The sequence below is a fragment of the Streptomyces sp. NPDC046821 genome, from assembly GCF_040645335.1.
Classification (GTDB): domain Bacteria; phylum Actinomycetota; class Actinomycetes; order Streptomycetales; family Streptomycetaceae; genus Streptomyces.
The window spans coordinates 1-18,112 of record NZ_JBEYYB010000010.1 but is presented as its reverse complement, the minus strand read 5'-3'; the positions used below and the strand labels follow the sequence as shown (position 1 = coordinate 18,112).

15 protein-coding genes, 1 tRNA gene and 1 pseudogene are annotated in these 18,112 nt (G+C 69.0%); 6 read left to right on the top strand and 11 right to left on the bottom strand.

Features of this window, described 5'->3' with window-relative positions; all coding sequences use genetic code 11:
- Positions 1 to 25: 25 nt before the first annotated feature.
- A complete protein-coding gene (locus ABZ893_RS21105) occupies positions 26 to 952 on the bottom strand; it encodes an ATP-binding protein (protein ID WP_361405859.1) in 927 nt (308 codons plus the stop codon).
- Between the two features lie 178 nt (positions 953 to 1,130).
- Here ABZ893_RS21105 and ABZ893_RS21100 point away from each other — a divergent pair, with 178 nt between their 5' ends.
- Entirely contained in the window at positions 1,131 to 4,190 is a 3,060-nt protein-coding gene (locus ABZ893_RS21100) for a tetratricopeptide repeat protein (protein WP_361405857.1), read from the top strand.
- 501 nt (positions 4,191 to 4,691) lie between these two features.
- Here the strand turns inward: ABZ893_RS21100 and ABZ893_RS21095 are convergent.
- From ABZ893_RS21095 to modA, 4 genes are all read right to left on the bottom strand, one after another.
- Positions 4,692 to 5,111, bottom strand: coding sequence for a TOBE domain-containing protein (locus ABZ893_RS21095; RefSeq protein ID WP_361405854.1), 420 nt, complete (start codon positions 5,109 to 5,111; stop codon positions 4,692 to 4,694).
- 179 nt (positions 5,112 to 5,290) lie between these two features.
- Entirely contained in the window at positions 5,291 to 6,367 is a 1,077-nt protein-coding gene (locus ABZ893_RS21090; protein WP_361405851.1) for an ABC transporter ATP-binding protein, read from the bottom strand.
- Positions 6,364 to 7,164 carry a molybdate ABC transporter permease subunit gene (gene modB / locus ABZ893_RS21085; protein ID WP_361405848.1) on the bottom strand — a complete coding sequence of 267 codons (801 nt, stop codon included), beginning with the start codon at positions 7,162 to 7,164 and terminating at the stop codon, positions 6,364 to 6,366. The genes ABZ893_RS21090 and modB overlap by 4 nt, the downstream gene beginning before the upstream one ends.
- Before the next feature lie 209 nt (positions 7,165 to 7,373).
- A complete protein-coding gene (modA, locus tag ABZ893_RS21080) occupies positions 7,374 to 8,219 on the bottom strand; it encodes a molybdate ABC transporter substrate-binding protein (RefSeq protein WP_361405845.1) in 846 nt (281 codons plus the stop codon).
- Between the two features lie 202 nt (positions 8,220 to 8,421).
- Here modA and ABZ893_RS21075 point away from each other — a divergent pair, with 202 nt between their 5' ends.
- On the top strand, positions 8,422 to 8,904 hold the full coding sequence (locus tag ABZ893_RS21075) for a molybdopterin-dependent oxidoreductase (protein WP_361405842.1): 483 nt from the start codon (positions 8,422 to 8,424) through the stop codon (positions 8,902 to 8,904).
- Between the two features lie 59 nt (positions 8,905 to 8,963).
- On the opposite strand, the gene ABZ893_RS21070 is transcribed toward ABZ893_RS21075, so the two are convergent.
- Entirely contained in the window at positions 8,964 to 9,359 is a 396-nt protein-coding gene (locus ABZ893_RS21070; protein ID WP_361405839.1) for a helix-turn-helix transcriptional regulator, read from the bottom strand.
- Positions 9,360 to 9,572: 213 nt separating this feature from the next.
- Here ABZ893_RS21070 and ABZ893_RS21065 point away from each other — a divergent pair, with 213 nt between their 5' ends.
- Entirely contained in the window at positions 9,573 to 10,766 is a 1,194-nt protein-coding gene (locus ABZ893_RS21065; RefSeq protein ID WP_361406653.1) for a hypothetical protein, read from the top strand.
- A gap of 55 nt (positions 10,767 to 10,821) precedes the next feature.
- On the opposite strand, the pseudogene ABZ893_RS21060 reads toward ABZ893_RS21065, so the two are convergent.
- Positions 10,822 to 10,893 (bottom strand): annotated as a pseudogene (locus ABZ893_RS21060) (hypothetical protein); the annotation flags it as partial.
- A 113-nt stretch (positions 10,894 to 11,006) separates the two neighbouring features.
- Between ABZ893_RS21060 and ABZ893_RS21055 the strand changes: the two are divergent.
- On the top strand, positions 11,007 to 11,999 hold the full coding sequence (locus ABZ893_RS21055; RefSeq protein WP_361405836.1) for a hypothetical protein: 993 nt from the start codon (positions 11,007 to 11,009) through the stop codon (positions 11,997 to 11,999).
- 173 nt (positions 12,000 to 12,172) lie between these two features.
- Here ABZ893_RS21055 and ABZ893_RS21050 read toward each other — a convergent pair.
- Positions 12,173 to 12,246 (bottom strand) — tRNA-Gly (locus tag ABZ893_RS21050).
- Between the two features lie 555 nt (positions 12,247 to 12,801).
- On the opposite strand from ABZ893_RS21050, the gene dcd reads away from it, so the two are divergent.
- Positions 12,802 to 13,377: a dCTP deaminase gene (gene dcd / locus ABZ893_RS21045; RefSeq protein WP_361405833.1), complete on the top strand. Its 576-nt coding sequence runs from the start codon at positions 12,802 to 12,804 to the stop codon at positions 13,375 to 13,377.
- Between the two features lie 8 nt (positions 13,378 to 13,385).
- On the top strand, positions 13,386 to 13,883 hold the full coding sequence (locus ABZ893_RS21040; RefSeq protein WP_361405830.1) for a phosphoribosyltransferase: 498 nt from the start codon (positions 13,386 to 13,388) through the stop codon (positions 13,881 to 13,883).
- Between the two features lie 85 nt (positions 13,884 to 13,968).
- Here ABZ893_RS21040 and ABZ893_RS21035 read toward each other — a convergent pair whose 3' ends face one another.
- The 3 genes from ABZ893_RS21035 to ABZ893_RS21025 all read right to left on the bottom strand — a co-directional run bounded on the left by ABZ893_RS21035 (position 13,969) and on the right by ABZ893_RS21025 (position 17,988).
- The gene (locus ABZ893_RS21035; protein ID WP_361405827.1) at positions 13,969 to 14,979 is read right to left on the bottom strand and encodes a Yip1 family protein; all 1,011 of its coding nucleotides are present in this window, start codon (positions 14,977 to 14,979) and stop codon (positions 13,969 to 13,971) included.
- 74 nt (positions 14,980 to 15,053) lie between these two features.
- The gene (locus tag ABZ893_RS21030) at positions 15,054 to 16,523 is read right to left on the bottom strand and encodes an FG-GAP-like repeat-containing protein (protein ID WP_361405824.1); all 1,470 of its coding nucleotides are present in this window, start codon (positions 16,521 to 16,523) and stop codon (positions 15,054 to 15,056) included.
- 52 nt (positions 16,524 to 16,575) lie between these two features.
- Positions 16,576 to 17,988, bottom strand: coding sequence for an FG-GAP-like repeat-containing protein (locus ABZ893_RS21025; RefSeq protein WP_361405821.1), 1,413 nt, complete (start codon positions 17,986 to 17,988; stop codon positions 16,576 to 16,578).
- Positions 17,989 to 18,112: the final 124 nt, after the last annotated feature.

The following is an 18,112-nucleotide window of genomic DNA, read 5'->3' as shown; positions in this document are numbered from 1 at the left end:
TTGCCGACTCCGCCGGGAGTCCTCCCTAACGATGTATGGACGCGCCGTCGACATGTAGTCCGGTCAGGTTGTTTCTGCTGGTCACCAGGGTGAGGCCGGTCGGCGTGCCGAGGAGGAGCGGACGTACTTGAGCAGCCGTGAACGCGCTGTCCAAGAGGACTGCGAGCCGTAGCCCCGAGGTCATCGAACGCCACAGTGCGCTCCGCTGCGCGATCCCGTTCGGTACCGAGGATGCACCGAGTGCGACCAGGAACGCTTCCAGGACGACGGCTGTGGAGGTGGGCCCGTCCGGCGCAGCGGACTGTCCGCCGAGGTCGGCGTAGAGCTGGCCGTCCGGAAAGCTGTCGGCGTGCTCGTGCAGCCAGCGGATGGCGAGGGTGGTCTTTCCGATGCCGGCGAGCCCGCTGACCACCAGCACCTGCGGTGCGTGTGCCGGATGCTGGGCACGCAGAGCGTTCAGGGCTTGCCGGTCGGCCTCCCGGCCGATGAACCGCGCGGTCACCGGGGGCAATTGGCGAGGCACGGGGACGTCGGGACGGATCGCTGACGGGGGTGAGGGCGAGTGGAAGTGGATGCCGCCGTGGACGTCCCGCGCCTGCACGCTGGGGCCATGGAGGACGGAACCTCCGCTGATGACGTTGGTGGCTGTGCCGGGGGAGGCCTCGGCGGAAGCAGTGTGGTGGCGCAACCACTCGGTCAGCGCACGCCGTGTCGCAGCGTCGCGCTCGGCCAACGCTTGCAGTACCAGGGTCAGTTCCCGAAGAAGCGCTGTTGCGGCCGGACCTCTCCCCACGGCGGGCAGGGGCCAGAAACGAGTCACCGAGGGGTCTGCGCGGGCCGCAGCGTCCATCACTCGGGCCAGACCGTGCCACGCGGGAGATTCGTGGTCGGCGTCTCGGACGGCCATGGCCGACAGCAAGGCTTCCAGTCCGTCCGAGGAGAAAGCATCCATGTGGACCACTCCTTTCCACCCTCCGGGAGTTACTCCCCACTTCGAACAAATGTATGAACTAATTCGGCCCCTTATCGGTCAACCTTGAACCCATGTCGTCTCTGTATGGGCTTCATGCCAGGTCCATGACACTCTCGAATGCTCGGCAATCACAGGCCTACCGGCGGGGAGGACTCTGGTGAAGTTCGAGATCAGACTTTCGGGATCGGTGGAGCTCCGAGCGGCGGGCCGCCGTAGTGATCTCGGATCGACGAAAACCAGGGTGGCGCTCGCAGCACTCGCCTGGGACGCGGGCCGCACGGTGAGTGTGGACACGCTGATCCACAGGATCTGGGACGACCATCCGCCCGCCAAGGCCAGGGAAGCGCTCCACGCTCACATCTCACGGATCCGACGTTCCCTGCGGACAGCCGGGGGTAACGCACCCACGATCGTGAGCCGCGCGAACTCGTACTCCCTGGACGTCGACCCGAACCGGGTCGACCTGCGCTGTTACGCGAATTGTGTCGAGCGAGCCCGTTCTCTCAGGGACAGCGGAGATGAGCAGTCCGCCCTGGACCTGCTGGACCGAGCGGAAAGCCTCTGGCGTGGTGAACCGCTGGCCGGAATCACCGGATCCTGGGCTGAGCATGTGCGAGTCGGCATCGGCGAGACCAGTCTCGCGGCCACGATGACCAGAGCGGAGATCCTGCTCAGCAGAGACAAGTTCAGCGACGCCGTTCACGTGCTTCTGCCGTTGGTCGAGGCGCACCCGGTCGACGAGGCGCTGGCTGAACGGCTGGCCATCGCGCTGTATGGCAGCAACCGGACAGCAGAGGCGACACGACTGCTCCAGCGGACGCGGCAACGCGTCGTCCGGGACATCGGGCTGGATGCCGGCCGAGGGCTGCATCGAGTTCACCAGGGAATCCTGGCGGGGACCTCTGCGGCGGCCCTGCTCCCCGGAGGCAAGGCCGAAGAGCGAGCGTCTGCGCGCCCGGAGCATCGGGTTCCGGATAATTTGCCACGAGATGTTCCGTGGGCCGGACGACGCGATGAACTGCAGCGGCTCAGCTCGGCGCTGTGTGAGGGCCAGGGGACCTCGGACGTCGTCACCGTCGAGGCCATCCACGGAATGGGAGGTATCGGAAAAACCGCCCTGGCCGTTCATCTGGCGCATCGCCTACGCGACCGCTTCCCGGACGGGCGCGTCTTCCTTCACCTGGGCGGTTGTTCCGCGCACCGGACAGCTCTGACCCCGGTTCGAGCGCTCACCGAACTGCTGCGACTTCTCGGCATGACGAGCAAGGAACTACCTGGCGAATTGGATGAGTTGGTCGCACTGTGGCGCTCGGCTGCACGTCACCGCCGCATGTTGGTGATCCTGGACGATGCGACCTCCTCTGATCAGATTCGCCCCCTGCTTCCAGGGGCTTCCCCCACTGCGGTGGTCGTGACCAGCCGTCGACGGCTGCCCGGATTGCCCGGAGTGCGGCCGGTCTCTCTCGACGTGCTGCCGACCAGGGAAGCGGCCGCTCTCTTTTCGCAGCGGCTGGGGAGAGGGCGCGACGCCGATCCATCGGATGTGTCAGAGATCGTCCGGATCTGCGGACACCTCCCTCTGGCCGTCGAGATCGCCGCGAGTCGGTTGCTCGCCCGTGCCTCGTGGACCACGTCCGACCTGCTGCGCCAACTAGGGGGCGGTAGCGGCCATCTCGCTCAACTCCATGATGTGGACCGGACGTTGACTCGCGTCTTCGAGGTCTCGTACCACGCGCTGAATGCCGAGCAGCAGTTGGTCTTCCGCTGCATGGGCTTGCACAAGGGGGTCGAGTTCGGGCCCGGTGCGATCGCTGCGCTCACAGGATTCTCCCTGGAGACCGTCGAACGCATATCGGAAGAACTCCTGCTTCATTGCCTGGTTTCTGAGCCTGTCCCACACCGTTTCGCCATGCATGATCTTTTACGCGACTACTCGCGATCACTGGTCGAGGTCGACGGCATCGAGGGCGATGTCCGGCAGGCCATGCAGCGTCTGGTGGATTACTACATCAAGGCTGCGGACAGGGCGGACCGGCTGGCCTATCCCTTCCGCTCCCGCGCCGATCTTGTGGTCGGCGATCCGACCGCCTCGCTCTGTCCGGAAATCGTCGATGCGCAGTCCGCAGAGCGCTGGCTGATCACTGAGTCGGCCAATCTTCTGGACACTCTGAACTGGCTCGCAAACCATGGCTCGGATCATCAACTTGCCATATCTGTCCATGTGTTGGCGGGATTCCTGGACATGGAGGGGCACCTCGCCGCGGCCGAGCCGTCACTCCGGCGCGCCGCCGCACATTGGGATGCTGCAGGTGACAGGGCGGCGAGGGCGCGATCCCTGCTCGACCTCTGCGCGGTGTACACCCATGGTTCCCGCTACGAAGAGGCGATCTCGGCTGCGCGTGAGGCGCTCGACCTCGCACGGTCACTGCAGGATCGGGAACTGGAGAGCGAGTGTGTTCATCAGCTCTCGATATCTCTGTGGCAGACAGGTCAGTACGCGCTGGCAAAATCACTCCTGATGGATTCTCTAGATTTCCTCATGCAAATAGATGATTCACTGAGGGGGGCGCGCTGCAGAAACCTGCTAGGGATAATCCATCTCCACTTGGGGGAGAGCGAAGAGGCATTGACTTGCTTCGATTCTGCTCTCGTTGATTTCACTTCCATTGGCGACGAAAGGGGTAAGTATAGCGCGCTGAATAACAGGGCGGAACTTCATAGGAGGGCCGGCCGCTTGGGGGACGCGGAAGTCGCGTATCGGCGCGCTATGGGGGTGGCGGACAGTCTGGGGAATCCAAGGGATAAGGCCACGCTCCAAATGAATTTGGCTTCCGTCATGGACGGGCTCGGCAGGACCGATGAAGCCCTTTCGTTGTATGACATGGCCCTGCCAGTGCTGAGAAGCGTCGGGGACCGGCGGGCGGAGGCTATCGCCCTCACGAGGATGGGCAGGGCATACCGTGCGGCCGGGCGTATGGAGGAGGCCTTGCGGCAGCACGCCGCCGCGCTCGGTGTCGCGCGCGCGATTCACGCAGTCGGTGAAGAGATCGATGTGCTGTACGACCTGGCCCTTACGGAACTGGATATGGGGCATACGTCCCAAGCCGTGGCACACATGAATGAAAGCCGCGTGGCCAGTAAGGCCGTCAATGCCCCCTCAGAAGAGGCGCGTGCCGTGAAGGCCCTGACCCGGATGCGGCGCGAGGGTGCCGCTTAGTAAATTCGAGCGCCGTGATGGCGAGTCGATGCTGTACGCCGTAAAGGTGGCGAAAGCTCGCGGCGTGCGCGGGGACCCCGCAGAGCGCTATGGTCATCATTCCGCATCACGGGCGTCGTGGCCACGGGTTGGCGCTCAACCTTGCCTGCGCCCCTCATGGTGGTCATCACCAAATGAAAGACCGAAAGGTTCAAATTCCAGTGAAGTATGTGCACGCCGCCTTCCCGCTCGCGCTGACTTGCATTGCATACGTGATTGGCATATTCAGCGGTCCCGCTTCGGGAGGCTCGAGCATGTGAACGGCTCCGGTGTCCAGCGCCCAGCGGCAAACAAGGCTCGGCGCTGGACATCCGGCCCCGCCGACGGGGCCGACGGAGATGACGTCCCACCGCTGAGGGCAGCGAAGTCAACCGAGACAGCGGATGCGCGTGCCGGCGCGCATAGCCGGGAACTGTGCGGCCTTCAGCCTGCCGCCCCCTCCGCCACCGGTGGGCGCCCGCCTCAACCCGTCGCCAGCGAAACCTCGGTCGACTTGAACAGCACGGTGACGGCGGAGCCGGGTGCGAGGGCCAGGTCGGTGGCCGCGTCCTTGGTGATCGCGGAGGTCAGTTCGCCGCCGTCGACCGAGACCCGTACCGAGGCCATGGCGGCGCCGGTCGACACCTCGCGTACGGTGCCGGGCAGGCGGTTGCGGATGGACAGGCCGTCCACCGGGCCGGTCGCCAGGGCGACCTCCGTGGCCTTGACCAGGGCGCGTACGGCGGAGCCCTCCGTGAGGCCCAGGTCCTTGACTGCGTCCGCGGTGATCGCGGCGGTGACGTTCTGGCCGCCGTCGAGCCGGACCTTGACCGTCGCCATGGCCTCCCCCGGGGTGACGGAGGTGACGGTTCCGGGGATCTGGTTGCGGATGCTCAGGCTCATGGTCGTACGCCTCGCAGGGTGTGGGTGGTTTGTTCGACATACGGCTTTTTGGCCGTTGTTTCTCACCGTAGTCCGGAGTTGGTGTTCTTCGTGCGAGCCCCGTCGCAACCGCGAGCCGTTGGCCGCGCCGTGCCTCGCAGAAGCAGAAGCAGAGCAGGCGTACTCGTTGGTGGGTTCCCTCAGGCGGGATACGCGTGGGTCTGGGTCGCCTTCACCGTCGCCCAGACCGTGGCCCCGGTGTGGAGGCCGAGTTCCGCCGCGGCTGCCGTCGTCAGGTCGGCCGCCAGAGGCAGTTCGCCGGTGAGGGCGGCGCGGATCTGGTCGCCGTGGGTCTCCAGGCCGGTGACCTCGCACCGCCAGAGGTTGCGGGCGCTGGCGCCCGTGGGGCGGTCGCCGTGCAGCGTGACCGCGCTCGGCGGGAAGGCGACGAAGACCGGGCCGGTGAGGTCCTCGGTGGTGGTGACGGCGGGGCCGTCGTCGAGGTGGACGGCGTGGCCCTCGGCCCGCCCCCGGTAGAGGTTGAGGCCGACCAGGTGGGCGATGTAGTCGGTACGCGGGTGGCGCGCGATGTCGGCGGGCGTGCCCTCCTGGACGACACGGCCGTCCTCGACGACGACGAGGTGGTCGGCCAGCACCATGGCGTCCAGCGGGTCGTGCGTGACGAGTACGGCGACTGCCTCGAAGTCGGCGAGATGGTGCCGGAGTTGGGCGCGGACATCGAGCCGGGTGCGGGCGTCGAGGGCGGCGAGCGGCTCGTCGAGGAGCAGCAGGCGAGGGTGCGTGGCGAGGGCGCGGGCGAGCGCGACGCGCTGGGCCTGGCCGCCGGACAGACGACGGGGTTTCGCGCCCGCGTGCTCGGCCAGGCCCATCCGGTCCAGCCACCCGGAGGCCTGCGCGCGGGCCTCCGCCTTGGTGGCACCGTGACAGCGCGGCCCGAAGGCCACGTTGTCGAGTGCGGTGAGGTGCGGGAAGAGCAGGTAGTCCTGGAAGACCACGCCGACCGGGCGGGACTCGGGCGGCGTACGGTCCAACTCCGCGCCGTCGAGCCGCAGATGGCCGTCGGACAGCGGGACGAGGCCGGCGAGGGCGCGCAGCGCGGTCGTCTTGCCTGCACCGTTCGGACCCAGGAGGGCGACCACGTCACCGGGTGCCGCGCGCAGGCTCACGTCGAGGCGGAACGAGCCGCGCTCCACCACGAGGCGGGCGTCGAGTCCGTCCAGGGCGGTGTCGTCATGGACGTTGTACGTCTCCGTCATGAGGCGGTCATCCAACGGTCCCGCAACCCCGCCAGCACGGCGATCGACACCGCGAGCAGCACCAGGCTGAGGGCGATCGCGGCCTCCGGGTCGCTCTGCAGCGCCAGGTACACGGCGAGCGGCATGGTCTGGGTACGGCCGGGGAAGTTGCCGGCGAACGTGATGGTCGCCCCGAATTCGCCGAGGGCGCGGGCCCAGGCAAGGACCGCGCCGGCGGCGATCCCGGGCGCGATGAGCGGCAGCGTGACCCGGCGGAACGCGGTGAAACGGGAGGCGCCCAGCGTCATGGCGGCCTCCTCGTAACGCGGGTCGGCGGCCCGTAGCGTCCCCTCCACGCTGATCACGAGGAACGGCATCGCGACGAAGGCCTCGGCGATCACGACTCCCGTGGTGGTGAACGGGAGCGTGATCCCGAACCACGAGTCCAGCCAGTGCCCCACGACGCCGTTGCGGCCGAGCGCCATCAGCAGCGCCACACCGCCGACCACCGGAGGCAGTACCAGCGGCAGCGTCACCAGTGCACGTACGAGCCCACGCCCCGGGAACTCGACGCGGGCCAGCAGCCAGGCCAGCGGCACACCCATGACCAGGCTCAGCGCGGTCGCCGCCGTGGCGCAGACCAGGGAGAGCTGGAGCGCCTGCCACACCTCCGTACTGGTCAGCAGGCCGGGCATGTTCCGCCAGGGCGCGCGGATCAGCAGGGCGACGAGCGGGAGCACCAGGAAGGCCAGGCCGATCACCGCGGGCACGAGGAGCGGCAGCGGGGCGCCGCCGCGAGGCCCGCGCCCCGTACGCACCCCGGCGCCGCCGTGAGGCCCGCGCCCCGCACGGCCCCCGGCGCCGCCGCGAGGCCCACGCCCCGCACGGCCCCCGGCGCCCTCGCGAGGCCCACGCCCCGCGCGGCCCCCGTGCCCCCCGGCGCCCTCGCGACGACCGAGGACACGGCGGCGCCGCGGGCCACCGGTGAGGGTGTCCGCGGCGTCGGCCTTGTCCATGGACGGAGAGGTCACGGGTTGAGGAACCCGGCCTCGTTCAGGACCTTCTGCCCCTCGGCGGACTGCACCAGCGCGATGAACGCCTTGGCGGTCTCGGCGTTCTTCGAGTCCTTGAGCAGCGCGATCGGGTAGTCGTTGATGGCGTCGGCGGACTCGGGGAACTCCACGCCCTCGACCTTGCTGCCGGCCGCCTTGACGTCGGTCTTGTAGACGACCGCGGCGTCGGCCTCCTTCAGCACGACCTTGTTGAGCGCGGACTTGACGTCCTGTTCGTAGGAGACCGGCGTCAGCTTCAGCTTGCTCGCGTCCAGGGCCTTCTGCGCGGCGGCACCGCAGGGCACCGCCTTGTCGCACAGCACGACCTTCAGCTTCGGGTTCGTGAGGTCCTTCAGGGTCTTGACCTTGCCGGGGTTGCCCGGCAGCGTCGCGATCTCCAGCTGGTTGCGTACGAACGTGGCCGGCGCGGCGGCGTTGTCCTTCGCGTCCGTGACGATCTTCATCGTCTTCGGGCTGGCCGCGGCGAACACATCCGCCGGCGCACCGCCGGTGATGCTCGCGGCGAGCGCGTCGCTGCCGCCGAAGCTGAACGTGACCTTCGTGCCCGGGTGGGCCTGCTCGAACTGCTTGCCCAGCTTCCCGAAGCTCTCCTTCAGGGAGGCTGCGGCGAACACGGTCACGTTCCCGGACAGCTTGCCGGAGGCGGAGGCCTTGCCCGAGGGGGAGGCCGACGCGGCGGAGTCCGACTTCGCGGAGGAGTCCGAGCCGGAGGACGAGCAGGCGCTCAGGGCCAGCAGGGCGGCGGCACCTGCGCCGGCCGCCTTCAGCATCCGACGGGTCCGGCGCACGGAACGGGTCATCACGGGGTCCACTCCCTCTGGTCCTGACGGACTCATCACTTCCCGGCCCCGGAATGCCCCGTAGGCCGCCGATCATCATGCCGCAGCTGCAAGGAGAAAGTCTCCTGTCGAGTCGCACAAGCTGGACGATGCCTCCAAGGTCATGGCATGTGCGTTTGTACAGCACAGTACTTCGGGTACGGTCCTCGGGGAGGTGGTGGCCGTGAGTCAGTCCCCCGCAGCTGCCCGTACGACCGCCGGACCCGCGGCGGAGTTCGTCCTCGCCGGCGATCTGGAACGCCCGGCCCGGCTGACCGTCCCCGACCTGCTCGCCTGGCCCCAGCACCGGGCGGAGGTGGCCTTCGAGTGCGCCACGAGCGGCGTCCGGAACCACACCTTCACCGGCCCGCTCCTGCACGACGTACTGATGCACGCGGGCCCGGCCTTCGACCCCGCCCGCCGCAAGGACCGCCTGCGCTTCCTGATCGCGGTGCGCGGAGCCGACGGTCACCACGTACTGCTGTCCTGGGCGGAGATCGACCCCGACTTCGGCCGCGCCCCGGTCCTCCTCGCGGCCACCCTCGACGCCACCCCGCTGGACCGCGCCGGCTCCCAGCTGGTCCTCCCGCAGGACCGCTGCGGCGCCCGGTACATCAGCGGCATCGAGGCGATCATGGTGGACGGCGGATACGGAGGGTGGAACTGACGCCGCGCGGGCCGGAGCCGCGGGTGGTGTCCATGGCGGACACCGCCCTGTCATGCAGGTCACACGCGATCGATGTGCACGTTCGTCGACTTCACCCGGGCGGTCGCCTCGACGCCGACCTCGAGCCCCAGCTCCTCCACGGCCTCGCGGGTGAGGAGCGACACAAGCCGGTGCGGCCCGGCCTGGATCTCGACCTGGGCGGCGACGTCGCCCAGCTTGATCGCGGTGACGATGCCGGGAAAGGCGTTGCGTACGGAGGTGTGGGAGGCGTCTTCCTCACCACCCCCGCTCTTCGCGAGCTCAACGGAGAAGGCGGCAAGGTCCTTCCCGTCGATGAGCCGCCGGCCGCCCTCATCGCGATGGGTGGCCACCCGCCCGGCATCCGCCCACCTGCGCGCGGTATCCGGACTCACGCCGAGAAGCCGCGCGGCCTGCCCGATTGTGTATGACTGCATGACGGCCAAGATAGGCCCCCGAGAATCCGCAGCCTGTCCGGCTCAGCAGACCAGGCGTTTGCTTCTTACTTCCGGCTGACAACCTGCCCTTTACCTCCGGCTGAGAACCTGCCCTGCCTTCCTGTCATCTCTAGGAGGGGCGCATGACGTGGGGGAACCGAGCGAGGCGGCAAGATCCGAAAGCGAGAGAGCGTGTCAGCCATCAGCCAGCGGATGCACCTGGTGCTGCTCACTGCCTGGACAATCCTCTGGTTCGCCGTGGTGGAGCGGCACGGGGGGTTCTCCTGGCATTACCTGCGTACGGGTGGGGAGTTGCTCTACGCGGGCTCGGGCAGCCCAGATGGCGGTCTGAATCTGTACGCCCACCACCCCGAACTCCAGATGGGGCCCGTCAGCTTCCTGACGGCGGGCCTGTTCAACCCTTTTCCCGAGCACGTCGGGCAGTTCCTGGCCGCCGGTGTGATGTCCCTGCTGGGGCTGCTGATCCTGGTGGTGGTCGGACGCAGCGCCGCCTGGCATCTCCTGGGCACGGGCACCAATCACCAGCGGCTGCGGCAGCGGGTGCTGATCGCGGGCCTGGCCTTCATCCCGATGTGGATCGAGGTCGCCGTTCGTTTCGGCCACCTGGACGACGTGCTGGCACTCTTCTTCACAACCCTTGCCGTACGTGCTCTCACCCTCGGCAACCCCGCTGCGACGGGCGCGTTCCTGGCCCTGGCCATGGACTCCAAACCGACCGCACTGGCCTTCCTGCCGCTGCTGCTCGCACTGCCGAGGCGGCAGTGGCTGCGCGCGGGGCTGTGGTGCGCGGCTCTGGTCGCGCTCGCCTGGCTGCCGTTTCTGCTCAGCGACCCGCAGTCGTTGACCGCCGCCAAGTTCACCATCCCCAACCAGCCCGCGTCCGCGCTGCACTGGCTCGGCGTCGACGATCCGCGAACTCCCCCCTGGGACCGGCCCGCGCAGGCCGCGATAGGCCTTGCGCTGGGTTGCGTCGCGGTCTGGCGAGGCCGTTGGCCCGCCGTCGTCCTGCTCGGCGCCAATGCCCGGATCGCCCTGGACCCCAGCGTCTACACGTACTACACGGCCTCCGTGCTGCTGGGCACACTGCTGTGGGATGTGATCGGACAGCGGCGCCTGGTGCCCTGGTGGAGCTGGATCGGCCTGACCACCCTGTACGGCGCGGTCTTCGTCGTTCCCGGTGACGCGGCCCGCGGTCTGATCCGCCTGGCCTTCGTCATCGCCTCCACCGCATACGTCCTGCTCTGGCCGGTACGAGACCGACGCCGCCGACACCCCCGGCCCCACACCAGCGCCCCCGCCGTACCGGGGCAGGCCACGCACCGTCACGTGAACGAGGCGCAGGACCGGTCAACCACGGCCCCTGAACTGCCGCCGAACGCGTCTTGAGCCGACGCCGATGTTCCCTGCCCTGTCCGGTGCGCATGTGGTGCGGCAGCCACTGTTCGCGAAAGTCGGAGTGGTCGGCGTAAGGGACGGCCAGGTCCCGTAGGCCGGACAGGGTCAGTGAGGCGGACCGGACGCGGTTTCCTGCCGGACCCGGGCAGGGACGGCGGCGAACACGCTGCCGGAGCCAGTCTCTGGCTCACCTGTATGCGCCGTGCGAGGCTGACGGTGGGGGATGACGACATGAGGCACATACCTTTCTTCCGCTGGGTTCTGACGGCCGGTTTCCTGCTCTTCGCGTGTTCGGCGGGGCTGTACGCGATCGAGTCGGATCCGGAGCTGCCCGCGACGCGCCAGATCGACTTGGCGGTGGTCGACGAGAAAGCTGACGGCACCTGCCGGGTCCGGTGGAGCGACCCGTACGAGAAGAAGACGCGGGAGGGGCCGTACCACTGCGACGCCGGCCGGAGCGACGACCTCAAGGCGCCGAACTACCCGGACGACCGGGGCTACGGCTGGGAGTCCGGGTTCATGTTCACGGAAGGGCCGAACCGGGGTGACCTGGACGATTTCGAAGCCTTCTCGGAAGAGGACTTCACCACCTCGGACACCCTCCTGCTGCTGGGGGTGCCGCTCATCCTGATCGGGCTGGTCGGCGGCAACCTCCGCGCCCTCCCCCGGGTCCTCGGCGTGGAGGCGCGGCTCGTACGTCGCGCGACCCGGCTGGCCGAGGCTGCCGGGTGGGCAGCCGAGGACTACGCGCGGGCGGTGGGCGCGGTGCGGGACGCCGGGCGCCACGGGTCGCTCGACGCGGCACCTGACCCCGAACTGGTCCGCTCCCTTTGGGTTCTGCGGGAGGCCGGGCCGCAGGCGCACAGGACGGCGGCGGACGCCCGGGACCTCGCGAACCGGCTGCGCCCGCTGCTCAGTGAGGCGGCCCCCGCCGCCGGGCTGCGGAACAGGCTTCAGGCCGGCCCGGCCGCCCGCGCCGACGCCGAGGCGGCGGTCACCGAGCTGCGCCGGCTGCTGGCCGACGCCGAACGGCACGGCCTGTGGGAGCGGTTCGCGCAGGCATCGGTCGACCTGCTCCGGGGACAGGACACCGACCGGGCCGCCCTCGCAGCCGGGACGGACTTCGAGCGGGACCCGGACGCCTATCGACGGCTCCTTAAGGTCCTCGCGCCTCTCGAGGCGGCGGCCCGGCCGCAGCCTCTCCGACGCCGCCGTCGGCGTTAGATGGTGCGCGGTCGGCGTGCGAAGCACCACAAGGACGAGCCGCCCGACAGCGCCCGGCGGTCGCAATGGCGCGCATGTGGTCCGCGACAGCTGAAGACAGCTGAACAGGCCCGGACAACAAACAAGGCCCGGACAACAAACAAGGCCCAGGTCGCTGACCTGGGCCTCAACTATGGAGCGGGTGACGAGAATCGAACTCGCACTCTCAGCTTGGGAAGCTGATGTTCTACCACTAAACTACACCCGCGTAAGACGCCGGTGAGGGCCGGAGTCGTAACGTCGCTCACTGTACCCCATGGCAGGCCCCCGGTGTTTTCGCCGCGGGGTCCGGATGCGTTGTGCCGTGTGGATGTGACTGCGGGTGAAGGGAGTTGGGGCGTACGGTGGGGCCTTCTTCGAGGGTCCTTCGGTGTCGGAGTGCCGCGTGGAGCGGCGCCCCTTTCGTCCCGTAATGTGGCGCTCGTTGTCAGCCAGAAATGGCGTAGTGGCTCGTGGGGAAGGGACTCTGGGACTCGATGGAGCGCACCGTCGTCCGTTGTGCCGAGGGGCACGTGTTCAGTACCGCTTCGTTCCCGATGCAGCAGGCCGACCGGCTCGGTCCCGGCCGGCTGATCCGATGTCCGCGGTGTGCGCGGCTGAGGAACGCCGTCCCCGTGGAGTTCGAGAAGCGGTAGGCGGTTCGTAGCGGCTCGCAGCGGCGCTGTCGCTGTTCGTAGGGGAATTATCCGGCGCGCGGGTGCGCCGCAGCGCGGTGGAATGGCCGGGTTGTGGCGGGCCCGCGCGCTCTGCGTATCCTCGCTACGTGCTTCTCTCAGACAAGGACATCCGGGCCGAGATCGACGCCGGACGGGTCCGCATCGATCCGTACGACGAATCCATGGTGCAGCCCTCGAGCATCGACGTGCGGCTCGACCGCTACTTCCGGGTGTTCGAGAACCACCGCTACCCGCACATCGACCCCGCCGTGGAGCAGGCCGATCTGACGCGGATGGTGGAGCCGGAGGGTGACGAGCCCTTCATCCTGCACCCCGGCGAGTTCGTGCTCGCCTCCACGTACGAGGTCATCTCCCTGCCCGACGACATCGCGTCGCGCCTGGAGGGCAAGAGCTCGCTCGGGCGGCTCGGGCTCGTCACGCATTCCACCGCCGGCTTCATCGACCCCGGGTTCTCCGGGCACGTCACGCTGGAGCTGTCGAACCTCGCGACGCTGCCGATCAAGCTGTGGCCGGGCATGAAGATCGGCCAGCTGTGCATGTTCCGGCTGAGCTCGCCCGCCGAGTTCCCCTACGGGAGCGAGCGCTACGGGTCCCGCTACCAGGGCCAGCGCGGCCCCACGGCATCCCGTTCCTTCCTCAATTTCCATCGAACGCAGGTGTGAGAAGCAGCATGAGTGACGTACGCGAGAACCTTACGTACGAGAAGTTCGGCACCGCCGTGCGCGAGCTGGCGCAGACGATCGCCGACGACGGCTACGAGCCGGACATCGTGCTCTCCATCGCGCGCGGTGGCGTCTTCGTGGCCGGCGGGCTCGCGTACGCCCTCGACTGCAAGAACATCCACCTGGTCAACGTGGAGTTCTACACCGGCGTCGGCACGACGCTCGAGATGCCCGTCATGCTCGCGCCCGTGCCCAACGCGATCGACTTCTCGGACAAGAAGGTGCTCATCACCGATGACGTCGCCGACACCGGGAAGACCCTGAAGCTCGTCCACGAGTTCTGCCTCGAGACGGTCGCCGAGGTCCGCTCCGCCGTGATCTACGAGAAGTCGCACTCCCTCGTGAAGTGCGAGTACGTGTGGAAGCGGACCGATGACTGGATCAACTTCCCGTGGAGCGTTGAGCCGCCCGTGGTCAGTCGGTCGGGGCAGGTTCTCGACGCCTGAGCAGCACGTAGTACGTACGTGAGTGGGGCCCGGCACACGATGTGCCGGGCCCCACTCACGTACGCGCTTACGCGCGCAGATCCTTCTAGAACGTGCCCAGCTTGATGATCGACAGCAGTGCGATCAGCTGGATCGCCGACGCGGCCAGCGCCTTCGGCCACGGGAGGTCGTGGGACTTGCTCACCATGAGTGTGAACAGGAAGCCCGCCACCGCCCACGTCGCCCAGCCGATGATCTGGACGAACGGGGCGTCGCCGCCCATGAACATGGCGACGACCAGGCGCGGCGCGTCCGTGATCGCCGTGATCAGCATGGCGAGGCCGACCGTGGGCTGCCACGCTCCGTCGCCGCCGAGCTGGCGGGCCAGCGTGTGCGTGACCACGCCCAGGATGAAGAGGCTGATCGTGATCGCGACGGCGGTGGTCAGCGTGTACGGGACCGCCGACGAGAACGTGGCATTGATCACGTCCGAGCGCGCCGAGTCGAAGCCGAAGATCGCGAGCAGGCCGTAGAGGAACGTCACGATCAGGGCCGGGGCCCACATCGCGTGGTCCCGCATCTGGAGGTACGTCTGGCTGGGGCGGAAGACCGTCCCGGACAGGAGTTCCTTCCAGTGCAGGCGCGGGCCCACCGGGGCCGGGGCCGAGCCCGCCCGGTACATGCCGCCCTGCGAGTACGCGTCCTCGTCGATCGAGAACGCCTGCGTGTGACCCGGGTTGTTCGCCGCGTACGGGTCGTAGCCCTGGCCCTGACCTGGGCCCTGGGGGTTGCGCGGGTCGCCGAAGTACTCCGGCTCCCCGTGGCCCCCCGACTGGGGCCACTGCTGCTGGCGCTGCCCGTACGGCGGCTGCGGTTGCTGCTGCTGTCCGCCGTACTGGTGCTGCTGCCGAGGTTGCCCGTTCGGGGGCGCGGGAGGGTAGCCGTACGGGGGCTGCCCCTCGGGGGCACGCTGTCCGTACGGTTGCGATTGCGGGGCGCGGTTGTCGCGGCCGCGTCCGATCCTGAATCCAGCCACGTAATCGAACGTACCTGGTCCCGCTGAGTGACGTGCCGGGCCCGGTGGATCGGGCCCGGCTTTGCGGCCGAGCTGTGACATCCCCTAGGGGGCTCCTCAGAGCCTTCTCAGGGCCTTCTCAGGGGTTTCCCAGCGGTCGCGAGGGTCCGGGCCGGTCAGCCGATGCCCGTGCCGAACTCCGGCTCGTTCGCCACACCCGTGGTGCGCAGGCCGACCGTCGTGGCGCTGAAGCTGGTCGCTCCGGTCGTCGTCAGGCGGGACGAGTTCGCCTTCAGGGACCACATCGCGCCGGTGTAGTTGTTCTCGCCGGAGGCGCCGACGGCCAGGTCCGCCCGACCGTCGGCGTTGGTGTCGCGCAGAGCGACGGACGAGCCGAAGTTGTCGTTTCTCTCGGCCGCGCCGGGGACGCCCGCGGTGTCCTGGTGGTACGTGTACGACGTGGCCGTGGACAGGCCGGACGGGCCGCCGGGGATCACGGTCACGGAGCCCGTGTACTCAGCCGCGCCGACGCTCTCCTGCGGGGCGCCGACGACGAGGTCGGCGTACTTGTCCCCGGTGATGTCGCCAAGCGTCACCGACGCGCCGAACTGGTCGTTCGCTTCGGAGGCACCCGGCACACCGGCTGTGTCCTGGGTGATGGTCACCGGCGGGCGTGAGGTGTCGGGACCGCTCGCCGAGCCGTAGGTGAGTGTGACATTCCCGCCGAGTGTGGTCCCGGCGAAGATGGACCTCGGCTCCGACTTGTGACCGGTCACGATGTCGGCGTATCCGTCGCCGTCGACGTCACCGACCGCGGCGGTGTCTCCGTGGGAGACGTCTCCCGCGTAGGTGTGCCGGGTGGTTCCTGGCGCGAGATACACGGACTGCTTGAAGAAGTCCTCGGTCTCGTTGTTGTTGCCGCCGACCACCAGGTCGTCGGTGCCGTCGTGGTCGATGTCGCCGGCGGCCAGGGATTCGATGTAGCTGTTCTTGGACAGCGAGGTCGCCGCGAAGCCGTGGCGCCCGCCGAGGGTGCTGCTTCCCTTCTCCGTCCCGCCGTCGTAGATGAAGATGCCGTGATACGACATCGAGCCCATGGCCAGGTCGTCGCGGCCGTCGCCGTTGAAGTCTCCGGAGGCGAGAGAAACGCCGTACCCGTGCGGGTAGTTCACCGGCGGGAGTTCGAGCGCGGTGCCGCCCGAGAGGCCGGCACTGCTTCCCCACAGGACGGTGACGGCTCCCGTGTCCTCTCCTGTGCCCACCCCGGCGCTCGTGTCCTCTCCGGAGGCGCCCACGGCGAGGTCTCCGTAGCCGTCGCTGTTGAAGTCGCCTGCCGCGACGGCGGATCCGAAGAGGTCACCGGCTTCGGACGCGCCGGGCACTCCTGCGGAACTCTGCGAAATGACGGTGGATCTGGCCGAGGTCACGCCGTTCGCCGAGCCGTAACTGACGACCACGGCACCGGCCTGATCGGCGGACGCGGCGGTGGCGTACGGCGCCGTGACGGCGAGGTCGCGGAAGCCGTCACCGTTGAAGTCGTCGCCGTACTTGGCCGGTGCCGCGGAGGCAGGGGAGGAGGCCAGGGTGAGCGGGGTGAGGCCCGCCGCGACGAGGGCGGCGAGGGCGGTGGTGGTGCGCAGGCGCACTGGTGGGGGTCCTTTCGGGATTTCGGGAGTCGGGCTCTGTCGCGGTCGCGGGTCAGTCGCTCAGCGCGCCCCAGAGGTACTTGATGGAGGTGTCCCCGAGCGTGGCCGGGGTGAGGGACAGCGAGCCCGTTCCGGTCGGGCCGGACGAGGTGCCGGGAAGCACGAAGACGCGGCCCAGCGTCCCGTCGGGGAAGTCGGCGTTCGGGGCCGACGCGACCAGTTCGGGGCGGCCGTCGTGGGTGACGTCCGTGAGCTGGACGGAGTCGCCGAGCCCGCCGTCGTCGGTGGTCTCGCCCTCGATGCCGGGCGTCCCGTAGTCGTACCAGCGGGCGTTCTTGCCGGTGAGGCCGGACGAGCCGCCGCGCAGCAGCGTGAGGCCGCCGGCGTAGAACGGGCCGTCGCCGATCATCTCGCCGCTGACGCCCACGGCGAGGTCCGGGTAGCCGTCCCCGTCGGCGTCGGCGGCCGACACGTCGCTTCCGAACCTGTCACCGAACTCGCGGGCGCCGGGCACCCCTGACGTGGACTGGGTGATGGTTCTGGCGGAGGAGCTGGGGCCGGTCGAGGTGCCGGGGAGGACGTAGACCGCCCCGCCCGGGCTGGTACGGGGGCTGCCCAGCGTGAGGTCTCCGTACCCGTTCTTGTCGTAGTCCGCGATGGTGACACTGGCCTCCGTCAGGGACGCGGACGCGGGCAGGCTCACCTTCTTCGTCTTCGTGGGGCCGCCGCTGCCGCCCTTGTAGAACCAGACGCGGTTGCTGTCGGTGTCCCAGTCGTCGCCCAGGACCGCGAAGTCGACGGTGCCGTCCTTGGTGATCTTGCCCGCGACGACCCGGTCGGGGGAGATGTTCTCGCCGTCTGTGGGGTCGAAGTTCGTGGCGCTGCCGCGGGAGCCGGACGTGGTGAACGGGCCTCGCAGGTACCAGATGTTGTCGTCGTCGACGGCGACGAGGTCCTGGCGGCCGTCCGCGTTGAAGTCGCCTACCGCGATGTCCTTGGCGAACCCCTTGTCCTTGTACTTGGGGTTCTTGTACGCGCTGCCGCGGGTCAGCCCGGAGGCGGAGCCCCACAGCACGGTGACCGTGCCCGTGTAGTCGCCGTCGTTCTCGCTGGGGGCCGTGACGACGAGGTCGGCGTAACCGTCCTTGTTCATGTCCTTCGTGACGATGTCCGTCCCGAACGCGTCGCCCGCTTCCGCCGTCCCGGGAATCCCGGGGCTGTTCTGCGAGACGATCACGCGCCGGGCGGGGTCGAGGCCGTTCGCGTCTCCGAGGAGTACGACGACGGCGCCGGCCTTCTTCGCCCCGGCGACGGTGGCGCCACGGTCCCCGATCGCCAGATCGCGGTACCCGTCCCCGTTGAAGTCCCCCGAGAGGCCCGAAGGCGTGGCGGAGGCCGGGGTCGTCGGGAGGGTGAGCAGGGTCGTCGTCAGGGCGGTGGTCAGGAGGAGGGTGCGCTTGCGCATGGGGCTCCAGGGAGGTGCGGTGGGGCCCCCCCCGGGGGGGGGGGGGCCCCCCCGGGGGGGGGGGGGGGGGGGTGGGGGGGGGGGGGCCCCCAGGCCGGGGGGGCGGCCGCCGGGCGCGCGCCCC